Source organism: Nitrospirota bacterium, from assembly GCA_020846775.1.
Lineage (GTDB): Bacteria > Nitrospirota > 9FT-COMBO-42-15 > HDB-SIOI813 > HDB-SIOI813 > RBG-16-43-11.
In genome coordinates, this window is record JADLDG010000086.1 from 1 (window position 1) to 16,433 (window position 16,433).

Genomic DNA, 16,433 nt, shown 5'->3' on the forward strand with positions numbered 1-16,433 from the left:
AATTCTTCATTGATAAATCCTTTAGAATATTTCTCTGATTTTTCGTGTGATAGAATATTTATAAAATTGTTGCCTAACATTATTTCAAATTCATCTTTAAGGATAATATCAGCTTCAGTATTATTTGCAAAAATCAGTTTATTATTTTCAACTTTATTCCTGGACTTAAGGTCTCTTAAGATGGCGATAAATGGAGTTACTCCCGCGCCGCCCGCTATGAATACGCCCTCACCTTTGTAATTGATTAAACCCCAGGGATCGCTGATAATCAGCTCATCACCGGTTTTAAGATTACCAATCTCTTTAGTAACGCCATTATGATCATTATAAATTTTGATTGTGAATTCAAGATAATTCCACTCATTTAAGCTAGTAAAAGTGAATGGTCGTTTTTCATTAACGTAGTTCGGTTTGTTTATAGAAACATCAGCGGCTTGTCCGGGAGTAAAAATAAAGCCTTTTGGCTTCTCAAATTTTAATGATCTTACATTATGTGTAACATTTTTAATATCGCTTATTTTTACTTTATGATCGCTCATAGTATCCCCCGCTTTAATATTGTTGATTGAAAAGAATTTTTAGTGTCAGTTTTCACAATCGGACATTTAACTAAAGCTAACATTTATGCTGATCTTCACCGAGTGCAATGGCATCTTTTGTGTGCATTTCCAGGCAATGTGCGCATCCGTTTATTTGATATATCAATAGGACAATCGAAGAACTAAGTCCAATAATACTCCGCAAAATCTAAGGTGTCAAGACGATTTTTAGGGGTTTTAGAGGTTTTTGAAGGGCCGTCAGCGGCGGGTATGGGTCAAATTTTCCTATTTTGAACTGACTTTTATTTCACCGGGAACGGAGGTGAACACACTTTTTTTTTGGCACACCTGGTGGGCAGGACTTTTTGAGATTTTTCAATTGGCATACCCGGTATTGTGGAAGTAAGACTCCGCAGAGAAGGTCAGAGAGATAGATGGAGCTGCTCGCAGCTCGTGTCCCATCTCCTTATGAAAGCCTCGAATATTATTATGGTATCTATTGCAGCTCACACAGGGAAAGAGAGAATGGAAAACTGGGATGATCAGAATGGGCTCGATTAATCCGTCGTGTCTTTGAAGTAAAACCGCTCCAACGTATAAAATGCGAGGGCAATCAGACATCCTCCCTTAAGATTTCCCTAATTCCAGTTGACAGCAGAATCTTATCCTGTTACCTTATCCTCAAGAAAAGCAAATCCCTATTCTGAATCTCCAATGGTTTTACCTGAACCATGTTTTTTCCTTATCATCGTCGGTCGGATAGGAGATTGTTCAAACTCAGCAACGAAGAGGACGTTCATGGAAACAGCCAAAACAGTGATGTACACCTTGTTTTTTGTGGTTCTGGCCACCCTTCTGGGAAGTCTAATCTTCATATATTCCGGGGTATTCGATGTTTCCGCCCGTTGGGAAGACGGCCCTCTGGTGAAGTGGGCGATCATCACCACCCGCGAACACTCCATTGATGTTCGCAAGCAGGGGATTAAGGTCCCTTCTGACCTGGACAACCCTAAGGTCGTCACGGAGGGATTCAAGCATTATCGGGAAATGTGCGTTGGGTGCCACCAGGCGCCCGGTCTGCAAGACTCGGAGATCAGTAAGGGCCTCAATCCGAAGGCACCGAACTTTGGCCGCCTGAAGGCAATGGATGTGGATCCTGCAGAGTTCTTCTGGATCATCAAAAACGGCATCCGCATGACTGCCATGCCAGCCTGGGGCGTCACCCATAGCGACGAAAAGATCTGGGCCATGGTGGCCTTTTTGCAAAAGCTGCCCAATATGACCCCGGAACAATACAAGGCCATAGACAGAAAGGCCGGCCCGGAGACGGAGCATGACTAAGAGGCAAACGACGCCGATGAACATAATCACGATCACAGTCACTGATCAGAGCAGAGGCGATAGAAAAGTAAAAATAAAAAGGGGACGGTTCTATTTTATAGTGAAGCATTGATTTCCCTTTGTAGATCAGGGGAGAGACAGGTACTGTGTCGGGAGGACGACGGTGGTTTGGTCTATTTTAAGTGTCTGCTAAAGAGCGTCGTGGAGAAAGGGCCCATTGTGAATTCCAGGGAGTAACTATGCCGAAGGTAAAGCGTTTTTATGAGGCAGCTGAGAGAAGCGATGGGGTTCGCTTTTTGGTTGAACGGTTATGGCCGCGCGGAATGAAAAAGGAGGATCTGATCATGCAGGCCTGGCTGAAAGACGTTGCACCCAGTAACAATTTGCGGCGCTGGTTTGAACACGACCCTCTTAAGTGGAGAGAATTTCAGAAGCGTTATCAGGCTGAATTGGATGGCAATCCTAACGTATGAAAACCCATCCTGGAGTCCGCCAAACATGCTGATGTGACTTTATTGTACAGCTCCCGGGATACCGAACATAACAATGCCATTGCGCTGATGCTGTATTTGGAAGCACGCAATTCGCAGGAAGCAGAGAAATGATATTTCCTGATCGCCCCCGCGTGGTCATCGTCGGAGCTGGATTTGCAGGCCTATGGGCTGCCCGAACCTTATCACAATCACAGACCGACGTTCTTCTTTTGGATAAGCACAATTACCATACTTTTTTCCCACTGCTCTATCAAGTCGCGGCAGGGGAGCTTGAACCGGAGGATATTGTTTATCCAGTGAGAAGTATTTTACGCAGGCAGCAAAATATCCGTTTTCTAATGAATGTAGTTACAGAGATAGACCTTGTTGCCAAACAGGTCAAAACCACGGATCACGTTTTCCCTTACGACTTTCTTGTCATGGCCATCGGTAGCACCCCCCACTTCTTTGGAGTGACAGGCGCAGACGAGTATACTTTCCAACTGAAGACGCTGGAACAGGCAATCGCCCTGCGCAACCATATCCTGTTTTGTTTTGAACGGGCATTGTGTGAAACCGACCCTGAGCGGCGGCGACGAATGCTGACCTTTGCCATTGTTGGAGGCGGGCCGACCGGAGTGGAATTAGCTGGCGCTCTTGCCGAACTGATTCGTGGTCCACTGGTAAAGGACTATAAGGCCATAGACCCTGGGGAGATGCATGTCCTGTTGCTGGAAGCAAGTGACCGTCTGCTCGCACCCTTTCCTGAGCGTCTTGGAACATATGCCGTAAAACGGCTGAAGAAGATGGGATTGGAAATACATCTGCGAGCGATAGTAAGCCAAATCACACCTGAGTATGTGAAATTAAAGGATGAGACAACGATCCCTCTTGAAACTGTGATTTGGACAGCTGGCGTGCGAGGTGAGTCTATCAATGCAGAACTTCCAACAATGCGGAATGGGCAGATACGGGTTCTTCCAACGCTTCAAACTCCTGACCATCCCGAAGTCTATGTAATTGGTGACCTGGCCTTTATGGAGCAAGATGGACATTCACTGCCAATGCTTGCCCCTGTTGCCACTCAACAAGGTGAAGCAGCCGCCCGCAACATTATCCGCCAGGCAAACGAACAAGAGCCTATGCCTTTTTACTATCACAACCGGGGTACGATGGTCACTATAGGCAGAAATGCTGCTATAGCCTGTATAAAGGGTCATGCTTTTGCTGGCTTTCCGGCCTGGGTTCTATGGCTGAGCATACATTTATACAGCCTGATAGGATTTCGTAACCGGCTACTTGTTTTAATCGAATGGGCCTGGGATTACTTTTTTTATGAGCGTCCCCTGAGTCTTATTGTATCTTTGCCGATTTCACGAATGATGCAGACAAAGAAGATTTTCCCTGTAGCCGATTCGAAAGGTACTGTTTCCCCTAACCAAAAACATTCTGAGAGTAAGGGATATCGCAAGACTGACTGATATAAAACTTATTTTAAAAAATGACAGATCTTAGTTTAATCTGTAACTAATTATAGTGACAGTAAAAGACCCTATATGCGTTTCCCAAGATGTAATATTCAAAGCTTAGATAAAGGATTTTACTGTCAATGCATAGGTTGTGATGCTATTGCAGAAGGTGGGCAATGTGTATTAAGTTCATTTCTGGGAAAGCGAAACCTTCCGGGCTCCAGCATATAGACTGTGGAGTGAGGGATATCCCGCTCCACGAGACGGGCCGAAGCTTTCAGGACTTCCTGCAACTGATAAGCGCCGACGGCTGTAAGGATCACGCGCTGACGCGCCGCCTGATGACCCGCCCAATCCAGACGATGCGCTCCCATCTCAAAAAGACGGGTTGCTTCATCCACAGTAAAGAGATCGGGCGACGCATCTATCTTCGGGACAACCAGCGTCCATATCTGCCCGTGTGTTTGATATATCCGGCTAATAACGACGGCGGCTGTGTTGTAATCAGGCACAAACATGGCCCGCGACACGTCCGAAGGCTCGCCGAGCATCGCCTCGGCCATGGACGGGTCCTGGTGCGATCGCTCATTTTTGGCATTTTCCCATGTATGGGAAGTTAGCACCAGCGGCACGGAAAGCCAGCCCGGACGACGACCGACCTCATTGCAGTGGTCTACGAAGATGACTTCCTGACGGACAACGCCGTGCATCTTTGTGTCGAAGGCCTCATAGGTGTGGATGAAATTGATACCGCCTTTGTTTGCCAGGGCAGCGGCGGCTACCGCCTCTTCGTTAAGGGCCGTGATAACAGCGCCCTGGATATCCTCCGGCATGCCCGGCTCGGGGTCGGTCACACGGAACTTCAGCTTTTTCAGAGTCTGGATCATACGGTTAGAGCGCATTTCATCGGGGTTACCCACCCGGACACGAAGGCGCTTATTGGCCTGAACTGTGGCCAGGAACATAGCATCTACCGCGAACATTGGGGAGGTCCTGGTCCATCCTGACGGATCTCGCCGGTTTTCCGGCACAGGCCGGGAAACCGTCTGGGGAACTTCGCGTAAATTTACTATTCTATTTACCAGGGCATGGTCACGCTCCCTGGGCCTGCCAGTTGCCGGATGATTCTGAAATGTTACGATGGAATCGTTGAGCTCCTGCGGAGGCACACGCAACTTTCGTGCGCCCTCATTGAAATATCCGGCTGCCGCAGTATCGGTACTCGGATTAGACATAAGTGGCAGATTGTGGGCGAGGTTAGTTCCTTCGCCGTAGAAACCGGCGCCTTTGGGCGCCATGGCTATACCGTAAGGAAGCATCAAGGGGTAATTACCGGCACTATATCGTATTGCATCGGATGCAGCCTCAAGACGGCGCTCCATTTCAAATATAGCCCAGGCAAAGGCTGCCGGGTCTCTCCCGTCAAAGACGATAGGGTCGAAACCGTTGAGTTTCAGATGCTCCACGAACCAGTCAGTCCCGCCCTCTGGTCAGGTGTCTGTACTTGATCCTGTGCGGCTGATCTGCTGCGGCGCCGAGACGGGTCTTTCTGTCTGCCTCATATTCAGAGTAGTTTCCCTCGAACCAGACCACCTTGCTGTCACCCTCAAATGCAAGCATGTGGGTGGCGATACGGTCGAGGAACCAGCGGTCGTGGCTGATTACTACGGCACAGCCTGCAAAGCTCTCCAGCGCCTCTTCAAGGGCACGCATGGTGTTTACGTCGAGGTCATTGGTAGGTTCATCAAGGAGGAGGACATTGGCCTCTTCTTTCAGCATGCGGGCCAGATGCACGCGGTTTCTCTCGCCTCCGGAGAGTGTCGAGACCTTTTTCTGCTGGTCACTGCCTGAGAAGTTAAACCGGGCGACATAGGCACGGGAGTTGATCTGTCTCTTTCCGAGCGAAACGACCTCCAAGCCGTCAGAGATTATCTCCCAAATGGATTTATTAGGGTTAAGGTCATTTCTACTCTGGTCAACATATGCGAGCTTTACGGTCTCTCCTATCCTGAATGTCCCTGAGTCAGGTTTTTCCTGCCCGGTAATCATACGGAACAGCGTTGTCTTTCCTGCACCGTTCGGTCCGATGACTCCTATAATACCGCCCGGAGGAAGGGAGAATGTCATTTCATCCATCAGTATATTATCACCGAATGCCTTGCTGACATTATTGGCCTCAATAACGACATTACCAAGTCTGGGACCCGGTGGGATGTATATCTCCATCTCTTTTAATCCCTTATCAGCATCCTGACGGAGCAGCTCCTCATAAGAGGAGATACGGGCCTTTGATTTTGCATGACGTCCCTTTGGAGACATCCTTATCCACTCAAGCTCGCGCTGTAAGGTCTTCTGCCTCTCGCTCTCTGTTGCCTCTTCCTGCTGGAGACGGTTCTTCTTCTGCTCAAGCCATGATGAGTAATTCCCTTTCCATGGAATACCCTGACCTCGGTCGAGTTCCAGGATCCAGCCTGCTACATTATCAAGGAAGTAGCGGTCATGGGTTACTGCAATGACAGTACCCGCATAGTTCTGCAGATGATGCTCAAGCCATGCCACACTCTCGGCATCCAGATGATTCGTAGGTTCGTCAAGAAGCAGGATGTCCGGTTTCTGGAGGAGCAGTCTGCAAAGTGCTACACGGCGTTTCTCTCCGCCGGATAAGAGATTAACGGCTGCATCTCCGGGCGGACAGCGCAGCGCATCCATAGCCATCTCAAGACGGGAATCAAGTTCCCATGCGTCCATGGCCTCAAGCTTTTCCTGTATTACTCCCTGCTGCTCGATAAGTTTACCCATCTCATCATCTGACATGGGTTCGGCAAATCTTTCATTTATCCTGTTATATTCATTAAGTGCATCCACTACTTCCTGCACGCCTTCTTCCACAACCTGTCTTACAGTCTTGCTTTCGTCCAGTTCCGGTTCCTGAGTGAATAGACCAACGGTGTAGCCCGGTGCGAGGACAGTCTCTCCGTTAAACTCTTTATCCCTTCCGGCAAGGATACGCAGGAGTGAGCTTTTCCCTGAACCGTTGAGACCAAGGACTCCGATCTTTGCCCCGTAGAAATATGACAGGAAGATGTCTTTCAACACCGCCTTCTTGTCGTAAAATTTGCTTACTCCAATCATGGAGTAAATGACCTTATTTGGTTCAATGCTCATAGTTTAGATGCTGCTGTAAAAAATGGCGTCCCCAGGGGGATTTGAACCCCCGTTTGCGCCGTGAAAGGGCGACGTCCTGAGCCGAGCTAGACGATGGGGACGCTGATGAATGAGCCGCGATGGATTCGAACCATCGACAGCCGCCTTAAAAGGGCGGTGCTCTACCAACTGAGCTAGCGGCCCATAGATAAGCTTAGAACATATGTTTATATCATTTACTCATTATTGATGTCAATCATTTTTAAGAGATTAAAATAAGTGATACTTATTGTGTTCACATGAAAATACACCTTTCAAATCCCCCCTTACCCACCTTTTCTAAAGGGGGGGCTTTATTTCCCCCTTTGAAAAAGGGGGATTATTTTCATGCCCTTTTCTCATGCCGGTTTTTCCTCATTGCCCGGCATGTCAGGCATCCCGCTCCACATGGCTGTGTTTCTAGGTTTTCTGTCTATCTGCTCAATGGTCGGGATGTCTTCACTGCCTGTGACACCAAGCTCTTTAAATTTCCTGACTGTAGGAAGCACCCTTGATTCCATGGAACCAACTACCTTGTTGTACGTATCAACCCCCCTGCTTATTGCAGTTCCAAGGTCATCAAAGTGTCCTGCTAATGTGCTTATTCTTTCATACAATTCCTTACCGAGAATACTAACCTGCTTTGCGTTTTCAGTGATCTGCTCCTGCCGCCAGCCGTATGCAATTGCTCTTAGAAGGGCGATAAAGGTTGCCGGCGTGGCAATTATGACCCCTTTCTGGATACCATCCTCTATTAGAGAACTATCCATCTCGAGGGCCGGGCTCAGGAATGACTCGCCTGGGATGAAAAGGACCACAAACTCAGGTGATTTATCAAACTGGCTCCAGTATTCCTTGGAGGCAAGCTTATTCATATGAGTCCTTACATGCTGAGTATGCCTCGTCATTTTCTCTTTTTTTTCATCTTCACTATTTACGGATATGGCATCGAGGTATGCCTCAAGCGGCACCTTTGAGTCTACGACTATCTCCCTGTTCATTGGAAGATGAACTATCATGTCAGGCCTTATCCTTCCCCTGTCCGTATCAACGGATAACTGTTCAGTGAAATCACAGTGTTCAGACATCCCTGAAAGCTCAGCAACCCTCCTTAAAGTCACCTCACCCCATCTTCCGCGCACCTGGGGTTTCCTCAATGCAGTGACAAGGTTTCCTGTCTCTTTCTGGAGTTGTTCCTGTGAAATAGTAAGCGACTTAAGTTGTGACTCAAGGCTGCCGTATGCCTTATGCCTGTTCTCCTCTATGGACCGTATCTGCTCATCAAATCTTTTAAGTGCATCATTTAATGGTTTTATCATGCCATCCATGGCAACCTGATGCTCGCCAAGCCTGCCTTTCGTGTCAGATACAATGCGGTTAAGATTTTCAGAGGCCAGTTTCAGGAATTCATCACTGCTGCTTTTAAGTGCAGCAGATGACAATGCATTGAATGTATTTGTCATATCACCCTTCATAGTCTCGAGAAGCTTACGTTGTGCTTCAAGGTTCTCATGTGAGGCCTCCAGTCTGGTGAGCGCCTCAACTTTGGATTTTCTCTCTGTCTCAATTTCAACTCTGATCTTATTAAGGTCTGAATCCTTCTGCTGATTCTGTTGTCTGAGCTCATTAATAACTGCCTCTGCACTCATGGCCCTTCCTTCAAGTTCTGATAACCGATTGGAGTTGTCTGAATTGAGTTCTGCTATCTCCCTTGAATGGATGTCATGCAGCCTGGTTCTTGCGAGGAACCATGTTAGTCCGCCGCCGATTATTATTCCTATTATTATATAGATAATATTTTCCATACTCAGTATTGTTTGAGATCCTGAAATGAATTCAGTATGACACTAATTAATCGTAACGTGGATGTTCATATCCCACACATGACAATCGTCATTCCTTGTTGTTCCTGTTGTTTTTCCTGAGCGGGAGACCGAGTGCCTTGATCTCCTGTTCTATCACCTTTACCCTGTCGTTCATCCCGAGTTCTCTGTAAATATCCAGAAGCCTCTCAAGGACAACCATGTGGTCGGATTTTGTAATAACCATCTTCTTTGCCTTAAGAAAATAGCGTTCAGCAGACTCCTTGTCTCCAAGGCTTAACATTGCATCACCTGCATTTATAATGACCCACATATCATTAGGAAATCGCATTATATTTTCTTCAATCTGCATAAGGGCTTCTTCTCTTCTGCCTGCGTCTGCCAGTATGCAAGCAGTGTCTCTCAGAAAATTCTGTGGCTGACCGGAAAGCGCTGAAAACCATCTCCCGATGTTAACGGCCTGATCTGTAAGTCCATGCCTGGAAAGTTCATGCGGAATGCTGAGAAGGAATCCATCGAAGTCACTGTGTGCATACCACGTCATGTCATTGTAGAGATCAACATTGGGACTCCCGTCTTCATTCAGCAGCCTATGATAGAAATCCCTAACCCGATCATAGATATTTACCATAAAATATTGCTCATGCGTCTCAGGACTTTCCTCATAAGTATTAAAAATGTCATCAATAAATTCTGCCAATATCTCAGGCGTCCGCTTATCATTACCCAGGTGCCTTCTCCAGAGTTCGAAGATAGCGCTGTAAAGAAAGGTGTCTTCCTCAGCAGTCCAGGTTCCGAACATATAGGCCCAGTTGCCTGCAAGCATTTCAGGCGATCCAGCCTTCATCGCCTCAGCCTTGAAATCATCTATGGTAATCTCCAGCCCCTCATCACTCAACCTCTCCAGTATTTCTTCATCAGTAAGGTCTCTTGGATCAGGCGTAAAACCCTCATCACCTGTCATGCCATGGCGCATAATGCAGATGCTCCTTCCATTGATTCAGCTTATTTAATTGAGCAATAAGCAGTATGAATTGTCAAGAATTATTTGGAGTTTCTTGACACTGACAAAGATTTCCTCTAATCTCAAACTCATGCTGGCAAACAGAGCGGTCACCAGGGACGTTTAACATTTTGTACGTCACCCAATATATCTGGGGTAGGTCTGGATTTTAGATAGAATTATGGGGGGGAGACAGGGTGGGGATTTGGTCATCTGAGCATGATAGATTCATGGAAAAAGCGATAGAAGAGGCCATCAATGCAGCCTCTGAGGGTGAGGTCCCTGTAGGTGCAGTGGCTGTAGCAGGAGGTGAAGTAATTGCAAGGGGACACAACCTGCGTGAATCTCTCCAGGACCCGACTGCCCATGCGGAAATGATAGTAATCAGGGAGGCATCAGGCAGGCTGGGGAAATGGCGGCTGACTGATCTCACTTTATACGTTACTATTGAGCCATGCGCTATGTGTGCCGGTGCAATAGTACTGGCAAGGATCCCCAGGGTAGTCTTCGGGGCGGAGGACCTTAAAGCGGGAGCAGGAGGTTCGTTGTTTCAGATATTGCAGGAACCGGCATTAAATCACAGAGTTGAATTGGTAACAGGGGTAAGTGAATACAAGTGCCGCAGCATCATGAAAGACTTCTTTGTAAACCGTAGAGGGGTAACCCCTTACCGCCGGTAAAGTTGAAATAAATTGATTCTTTGCTATAATACATCACTTTGCCGGGTTTCTCTTATATGCCCACTATGACAGAAGACGCTAATTACGCAAAGACGGAGACGTCAGATGCGCACGAATATCATAAGGCAGGCATTTTTAACAGGTTTGTTGCCAGGGTCATTGATCTGATAATAGCTGCTGCCTTTTCAATGCTGCTATATCCTGTAGGCTTTTTCGCGGGACTTACATATATCCTGATAGCAGATGGTTTTTTTGATGGAAAAAGCCTCGGCAAGAAACTCATTAATCTGAGGACCATAAAGAGTGATGGGGAACTGTGCTCGTATAAAGAGTCTGTTCTCAGAAATATTACAATTGCAGGGGGGTATCTCTTCTTTTTTATTCCGTACGTGGGGTGGTTGTTCACTCTCGCAATAGTTGGGGTCGAAACGTTGATTATTATTGGTAATGAAAAGGGTTTAAGAATTGGTGACGAACTTGCAAAGACAATCGTAATAGAAAATGGAGGGGTAAAAATTGTTAAGTAGTATATTAGGGTGGTTTTCAACGGATTTGGCAATAGACCTCGGTACGGCCAGTACCCTTGTCTATGTGAAGGGTAAGGGGATTGTTTGTAACGAACCCTCGGTAGTTGCCATAGAAAAGAAATCAGGGAAGGTTCTTGCAGTAGGCGCAGAGGCAAAAAGAATGCTGGGAAGGACTCCCGGAAATATTGTCGCAATAAGGCCGATAAAGGATGGAGTAATTGCCGACTTTGACGTTACTGAAAAGATGCTGAGTCATTTTATAACAAAGGCACACAACAGAAAGGCATTCGTAAGCCCGCGCGTAATTATAGGCATCCCTGCAAAGATTACCCAGGTTGAACAAAGGGCAGTCCGGGACTCTGCAGAGTTGGCAGGGGCCAGGGAGGTCTACCTCATTGAACAGCCAATAGCCGCGGCCATAGGCGCAGGTCTGCCTATAACAGAACCATCAGGTAATATGGTAGTAGACATAGGCGGGGGGACTACTGATATAGCTGTCATATCACTTGCCGGTATAGTTTACAGCGACTCGGTCAGGGTAGCCGGAGACAAGATGGACGAGGCGATCCTCTCCTACATTAAGCGTAAATATAATCTCCTGTTGGGCGAACATATGGCAGAGATGATAAAAATGGAGTTAGGTTCAGCCTATAAGATGGAAGAAAAACGTTCCATGCTGATGAAGGGACGGGACCTCATATCAGGAATACCCAAGACCCTGGAGGTCAACAGTGATGAGATAAGGGAGGCGCTTGAAGAACCGGTTAGCGCCATAGTTGACGCTGTTAAGGTTGCCCTTGAAAATACCCCTCCTGAACTTGCAGCTGATATAATAGACCGCGGGATTGTTCTGGCTGGAGGGGGTTCAATGCTGCGGGGACTGGATCTGAGGCTGAGGGAAGAAGTAAATCTTCCCATAATAACTGTGGAGGACCCTTTAACGGCTGTTGTCATGGGGACAGGAAAGGTACTGGATGAACTTGACCTTCTGAAGAAGGTCTCTGTGCTTACCCAGTAATACAGCAGGCAGGGTATGCATGTTCAGGTTTCTGACTTTTAACAGAAAGATCTTAATTGCCTTTATCCTCCTTATAGGAATCTTTGTATTACTCTCTCCTGAGATTAAACAGAGTCCGAGATACAATCTCCTTGAAAGACCTTTTTTAAATATTACAGGTTTTGTTCAGTCAGGTCTCGCCGCCATCTCTAACGGAATTTCATCAACATGGTTTGGATATATATATCTGATAAATGTTCAGAAGGAAAATGAAATGCTTGTTGAAGAAGTGAGAAAACTTCACTCTGAAGCCGTATTCCTTAAGGAAAAGGCATCAACAGGCGACAGGCTGACGGAACTGCTGAAACTTGGTGATTCATCTGCTGTTAAACAAGCTGTTGCCGTCATCATTGCAAAAGATCCCGCAAACTGGTATGAGGCATTAGTTATAAACAAAGGTGAAAAGGAAGGGATAAAGCCGGGTATGGGTGTAATTACAGCAGGAGGGGTTATCGGCAGGGTGGTCAAGACATCGCCTGATTATTCGAGGGTACTCCTGATATCTGACAGGAACAGCGCCGTTGCCGGACTTATACAACGCACTGGTTATGAGGGTATTGTGGCGGGACAACAGGGTAGTACCCTCCGGCTTAACTATATTTTAGCAGATGAGGATGTTAAAAATGGCGACATTATCATTACATCAGGCACTGACGGTGTCTTTCCGCGGGGGATTATGGTCGGCAGGGTCAATAGTGTAGTAAAAACTCAGAACCGGTTATTCCAGTCAGTGACGCTGATACCCGAGGCAAATATTTCCAGGGAAAGAGAGGTTTTGGTAATAAAATCTCCTATGTCATATGATGGTTACAGACTTCTTGAGGGGGAAAAAGAGGAGTGAGGACAATCCTGTGGTCGTTGTTCCTGATACTAATTGCAGCGTTTCAGGGCAGTGTATCGAATCCTATAGAGGCAGGCGGTATTCGGCCTGACTTTATACTGATAACCGTATATTTCCTGGGAATGTTCCGCGGAGAGGCAAGGGGTGGACTTGTAGGTGCCCTGCTCGGATTCTTCCTCGACGTCACATCTGCGGGACCTGTCTACAGTAATATCTTTTCGAAATCTTTTATAGGTTATCTCTCCGGTGTTATAGGACGCTGGGTTCATAACCCGGGTTATCTCCTGCATATGACCCTTATATTTTTAGTTTCTTTAATCCAGGGACTGATCATCTTCCTTATATTCTTATTCCTCGGAACCGAACGGTTTCCCGGGGACATTTTGTATATAGCCATTCCTCAGGCTTTTCTTGACGGTCTCCTTGGCGGGATCATATATTCACTAATATCACTGGTGAGCAAAAAAACATTTCATATCGTTAAATTATAATAATGGAACAGCAGGATAAAAACAGGGGGCTTCGGAAACGCATTGGACACCTCAGGATTTTTTTTATTATTCTCCTTGCGATTATCCTGTTCAAGGCGTGGCATATGCAGATAATGCAGGGGAAGTATTACAGGAAGCTTGCTGAAAACAACAGGGTCAGGAGTGTCGTAGTTCCCCCGTTACGCGGGATAATCTATGACCGTAACAGGGAGGTCATGGCAAAAAATGTGGCATCTTTTGACCTTGGTCTTGTTCGCGCTGATATTGAAGACCTGGAGATGACCTTGAGAATCATTTCTCCAATCACAGGGCTTTCTCCTGAAGAAATGAAAGACATTATAATAGAGAATAAAAACCCTGACCCATTCTCACCGTTGATTATCAAATATGATATCTCGATGAGAGATGTTGCCCTTATAGAATCCCGCAAATGGCTGCTGCCGGGAGTTCAGGTAGTGGTGGAAGGAAGACGCGAATATCCTCACATGGAAAGTGCAGCACACCTGCTTGGATATGTCGGCGAGATCAGTAAGTCACAGTTAAAAGACCCAGAATATGCCGCAGAGATCCCCGGCAGGATTATAGGACAGTATGGAATAGAAAAGGTCTACGATAATCTATTACGGGGAAGTTTGGGAAGGAAGTATATAGAAGTAGATGCAGCCGGACGTGAGCGCCGGGAACTCGATACTATAGAACCGGTATCAGGTGATAATATCATTCTGTCTGTAGACATGAGATTGCAGAGGATGGCTGAAGACGCCCTGGGGGAAAGAAGGGGTGCGGTTGTAGTTATGAAATCCGATACCGGAGAGATACTGGCGCTTGTCAGCAGCCCTGCTTTTGATCCAAATCTGCTGTCAAAAAGGCTGACGCATAAGGTTTGGCAGCAGATTGTGAATGACCCTGAATTTCCCATGAACAACAGGGCAACTCAGGGGACGTATCCCCCAGGCTCTGTATTTAAGGTAGTGATGTCAGCAGGAGGTCTCGAAGAGGGATTAATTGATGATAAGGCAAGGATCTCATGCAGCGGAGGGATGCGCTTCGGAAACAGGGTTTTCAGAGACTGGAAGCCCGAGGGGCACGGCTCTGTTGACCTTAAAAAAGCCATAGTCGAATCATGTGATGTATATTTCTATCAGCTCGGTAATCGGATGGGGGTGGACACTATAGAGAAATACGCATCTCTCTTTGGCCTGGGAACTATTACAGGCATTGATCTGCCGTCAGAAAAGAAGGGGCTGGTGCCCTCAACACAATGGAAACTGGCAGCAAAAAAGGAGCGCTGGTATCCGGGTGAGACATTATCTGTAGCAATTGGTCAGGGGTACATGTCAGTTACGCCTCTGCAGCAGGCAGTCATGTTAAATACTGTGGCCAATTCAGGTGTCGTAGTGAGGCCGAGAATACTGAAAGGGATAATGCCTGAACAATCTGTCAGTCAGGCAGTAAGTAAGGATGGCAGTCAAACCGGGGCTTACAGTCTTGCGGGGACAGAGTTTAATTCTGTCCCCAATGCAGGGAGCGACATTCCCACCAACCGTGTCTACGAGTTCCCTCCTGTTGAAATAAGAAACACAGGCATCAATGAACACACATTGATGCTGATCAAGGAGGCGCTGAAAGGTGTCGTTAACAATGCCGGAGGGACTGGCGGGGCCGCAAGGAGCAATCTTGTCGAGATCGCCGGAAAAACGGGAACTGCGCAGGCTGTAGGAAGAAAGTCCAAGGCAGGCCCGGGCAGCTTCAATGATCACGCCTGGTTTGCAGCATTCGCACCTGCAGATAAACCTGAAATAACAGTTGCGGTGCTTGTTGAGCATGGTGGTCATGGTGGAACTGCTGCAGCTCCTGTTGCAAAGAAGATTATTGAGGAATATATAAAAAATGCTGAATAAAAGCACAATAACCCTGTTCGACTGGAAGGCATTTATCATAGTTGTCCTGATAATGCTTATTGGTCTATCAACCATATTCAGTGCAACATACACCAGTACCCCTGAGAATGTTGCCCCTCTGTACATAAAGCAGGTAGGCTGGATTATCATAGGCATATTCTTTATGTTAGTCGGAAACTACATTGATTATCAGGCTATTGCGAGGTACGCGTATTATCTTTATGCATTATCCTTCATATTATTGCTGGTTGTCCTGGTGGCCGGGAGAAGCGGATTTGGGGCTCAACGGTGGATTGCCATAGGAGGATTCTCATTTCAGCCGTCAGAACTCGCAAAGCTGGCGACTGCATTCGCCATTACAAGATATTTCGCAGACTATCCGGCCCGACATGGTTACAATGTTAAGGAACTGCTGATCCCGGGAGTTCTTATAGCAATCCCGGTACTCCTCGTATTAAAGCAGCCTGATCTCGGGACAGGAATGGTCATAACATTTGTCTCTGTTGTCTTAATCTTCCTTGTAAGGATCCGCTCTCGTGTCTTTGGCATCATGACCCTGCTGATTTTAATGACCTCCCCATTCATATGGCATATATTCTGGGATAACCTGAAGGAGTACCAGAAGACGAGGCTTCTGGTATTCATAAATCCGTCAGCGGACCCTACAGGAACAGGATATCACATTATTCAGTCAAAGATAGCCATCGGGTCCGGGGGGTTTTCCGGAAAAGGTATTTTTCAGAGCACACAGAGTCAGTTGAACTTTCTCCCTGCAAGACACACTGATTTTATATTCTCTGTATTTGCAGAAGAATGGGGTTTTGCAGGCATAGTTGTCCTCCTGCTATTATATCTATCTCTGATTACATGGGGTGTGGATGTTGCCATAAAGGCAAAGGACAGACTCGGCATGTTAATGGCATGCAGTGTAGTAACGATTTTTACTTTTTATTGTGTAATTAACATCGGGATGACCCTCGGGGTCTTTCCTGTTGTAGGAATACCACTTCCCCTCATGAGTTATGGCGGCACATCCATGATTACCACCTTGTTTTCTATTGGCATATTGTTTAATATAAGAAAGAAACGGTTTTTGTTCCACTGA

15 protein-coding genes, 2 tRNA genes and 1 pseudogene are annotated in these 16,433 nt (G+C 46.7%); 10 read left to right on the plus strand and 8 right to left on the minus strand.

The genetic code is table 11. From position 1 onward, the window contains the following. Window positions 1-539, minus strand: a 539-nt coding sequence (locus IT392_10160) for a flavodoxin reductase (GenBank protein ID MCC6544846.1), incomplete at its 3' end; no start/stop codon positions are given. A gap of 76 nt (window positions 540-615) precedes the next feature. After that, window positions 616-747, minus strand: coding sequence for a carboxymuconolactone decarboxylase family protein (locus IT392_10165; protein ID MCC6544847.1), 132 nt, complete (start codon window positions 745-747; stop codon window positions 616-618). Between the two features lie 590 nt (window positions 748-1,337). Between IT392_10165 and IT392_10170 the strand changes: the two genes are divergently transcribed. The 3 genes and pseudogenes from IT392_10170 to IT392_10180 all read left to right on the plus strand — a co-directional run bounded on the left by IT392_10170 (window position 1,338) and on the right by IT392_10180 (window position 3,834). Beyond that, window positions 1,338-1,880, plus strand: a complete 543-nt coding sequence (locus IT392_10170) for a cytochrome c (protein MCC6544848.1) — start codon at window positions 1,338-1,340, stop codon at window positions 1,878-1,880. A 239-nt stretch (window positions 1,881-2,119) separates the two neighbouring features. After that, window positions 2,120-2,485: pseudogene (locus tag IT392_10175) on the plus strand (DUF488 family protein). Beyond that, window positions 2,482-3,834: an NAD(P)/FAD-dependent oxidoreductase gene (locus IT392_10180; protein ID MCC6544849.1), complete on the plus strand. Its 1,353-nt coding sequence runs from the start codon at window positions 2,482-2,484 to the stop codon at window positions 3,832-3,834. The pseudogene IT392_10175 and the gene IT392_10180 overlap by 4 nt, the downstream one beginning before the upstream one ends. A 125-nt stretch (window positions 3,835-3,959) precedes the next feature. Here the strand turns inward: IT392_10180 and IT392_10185 are convergent, their stop codons facing one another. From IT392_10185 to IT392_10210, 6 genes are all read right to left on the minus strand, one after another. Beyond that, window positions 3,960-5,288 (minus strand): hypothetical protein, encoded by a 1,329-nt coding sequence (locus IT392_10185; GenBank protein MCC6544850.1) that lies wholly within the window; start codon window positions 5,286-5,288, stop codon window positions 3,960-3,962. Window positions 5,289-5,295: 7 nt separating this feature from the next. Beyond that, on the minus strand, window positions 5,296-6,987 hold the full coding sequence (ettA, locus tag IT392_10190; protein ID MCC6544851.1) for an energy-dependent translational throttle protein EttA: 1,692 nt from the start codon (window positions 6,985-6,987) through the stop codon (window positions 5,296-5,298). Window positions 6,988-7,010: 23 nt separating this feature from the next. Continuing rightward, window positions 7,011-7,088, minus strand: a tRNA-Glu gene (locus IT392_10195). Between the two features lie 9 nt (window positions 7,089-7,097). After that, window positions 7,098-7,170: transfer RNA gene (locus IT392_10200), tRNA-Lys, on the minus strand. A 194-nt stretch (window positions 7,171-7,364) separates the two neighbouring features. Continuing rightward, window positions 7,365-8,810, minus strand: coding sequence for a DNA recombination protein RmuC (rmuC, locus tag IT392_10205; GenBank protein ID MCC6544852.1), 1,446 nt, complete (start codon window positions 8,808-8,810; stop codon window positions 7,365-7,367). Window positions 8,811-8,898: 88 nt separating this feature from the next. Further along, on the minus strand, window positions 8,899-9,804 hold the full coding sequence (locus tag IT392_10210; GenBank protein ID MCC6544853.1) for a hypothetical protein: 906 nt from the start codon (window positions 9,802-9,804) through the stop codon (window positions 8,899-8,901). Between the two features lie 257 nt (window positions 9,805-10,061). Between IT392_10210 and IT392_10215 the strand changes: the two genes are divergently transcribed. The 7 genes from IT392_10215 to rodA are packed head-to-tail and all read left to right on the plus strand — an operon-like array spanning window position 10,062 to window position 16,433. Further along, entirely contained in the window at window positions 10,062-10,511 is a 450-nt protein-coding gene (locus tag IT392_10215) for a nucleoside deaminase (GenBank protein ID MCC6544854.1), read from the plus strand. Window positions 10,512-10,567: 56 nt separating this feature from the next. Further along, a complete protein-coding gene (locus tag IT392_10220; protein MCC6544855.1) occupies window positions 10,568-11,038 on the plus strand; it encodes an RDD family protein in 471 nt (156 codons plus the stop codon). Continuing rightward, the gene (locus tag IT392_10225) at window positions 11,028-12,056 is read left to right on the plus strand and encodes a rod shape-determining protein (protein ID MCC6544856.1); all 1,029 of its coding nucleotides are present in this window, start codon (window positions 11,028-11,030) and stop codon (window positions 12,054-12,056) included. The genes IT392_10220 and IT392_10225 overlap by 11 nt, the downstream gene beginning before the upstream one ends. A 19-nt stretch (window positions 12,057-12,075) precedes the next feature. Continuing rightward, the gene (gene mreC / locus IT392_10230; GenBank protein ID MCC6544857.1) at window positions 12,076-12,936 is read left to right on the plus strand and encodes a rod shape-determining protein MreC; all 861 of its coding nucleotides are present in this window, start codon (window positions 12,076-12,078) and stop codon (window positions 12,934-12,936) included. Then, on the plus strand, window positions 12,933-13,427 hold the full coding sequence (mreD, locus tag IT392_10235; protein MCC6544858.1) for a rod shape-determining protein MreD: 495 nt from the start codon (window positions 12,933-12,935) through the stop codon (window positions 13,425-13,427). The genes mreC and mreD overlap by 4 nt, the downstream gene beginning before the upstream one ends. A gap of 2 nt (window positions 13,428-13,429) precedes the next feature. Beyond that, window positions 13,430-15,328, plus strand: coding sequence for a penicillin-binding protein 2 (gene mrdA / locus IT392_10240; protein ID MCC6544859.1), 1,899 nt, complete (start codon window positions 13,430-13,432; stop codon window positions 15,326-15,328). Continuing rightward, complete coding sequence (gene rodA, locus IT392_10245; GenBank protein MCC6544860.1) at window positions 15,318-16,433, plus strand: rod shape-determining protein RodA; 1,116 nt, start codon at window positions 15,318-15,320, stop codon at window positions 16,431-16,433. Before mrdA ends, rodA begins: the two co-directional genes overlap by 11 nt.